The following is a 626-nucleotide window of genomic DNA, read 5'->3' on the forward strand; positions in this document are numbered from 1 at the left end:
ACAGGTCCACCGGGCCGCCGTTGCGCGCCGCCATCTGCTCGGGCGACAGCCCCCGGCGCAGGCAGTCCCTTATCGCCTCCAGCCTGGCCGCCGCGGCGGGCTCGTCGGCGTCTATCCCGCGCCTGGACGAGACGAGGACCGAGTCGGCGCACAGCTGCGCGGCCCGGGCCTCGTAGAAGACGTGGGGGCGGCGCTTGCAGCCGATCGCGCGGTACCGGCCGCAGCCGTTGCAGCATCGCGGCCACGCCGCCAGGCGCGGGCAGGCCGCCGACAGGTCGGCGGAGGCGTCCACGCGCTCGCCGCGCCTGGCCTTCGGCGCCGTCACGAACCTGTGCGACGCCACCTCGGCGCTCACCGTCGAGGGCGACCTGCCCAGCTCCCTCGCGATCTCCCTGCACGACGCCCTGCGCTCCAGCATCCTCTGGACCGTGTCCCGCTCGTGCCTCGTGAGCCTTCCGTAGGCCCTCGGAACCGCCCTTGCGGAGCCGCTCTTCTTCTTTCCGGACATACCGTCCTCCGATCTCCCGGGGCCGGCCGATCCGGCCCTCAGGGTATCGGGTTCCCACATTCATCCGCACATGTACGGATGAATGTGGGAGGTGTTCGGATGAAGTTGATAATCAAGG

General features: G+C 71.1%; 1 protein-coding gene. It reads right to left on the reverse strand.

Annotated features, from left to right (window positions below; genetic code table 11):
• On the reverse strand, nt 1–508 hold a 508-nt coding region (locus ACTQ0H_RS09290; RefSeq protein WP_441548087.1), incomplete at its 3' end, for a helix-turn-helix domain-containing protein.
• Nucleotides 509–626: the final 118 nt, after the last annotated feature.

Source organism: Collinsella sp. LCP21S3_A3 (genome assembly GCF_052118905.1).
GTDB lineage: Bacteria > Actinomycetota > Coriobacteriia > Coriobacteriales > Coriobacteriaceae > Collinsella.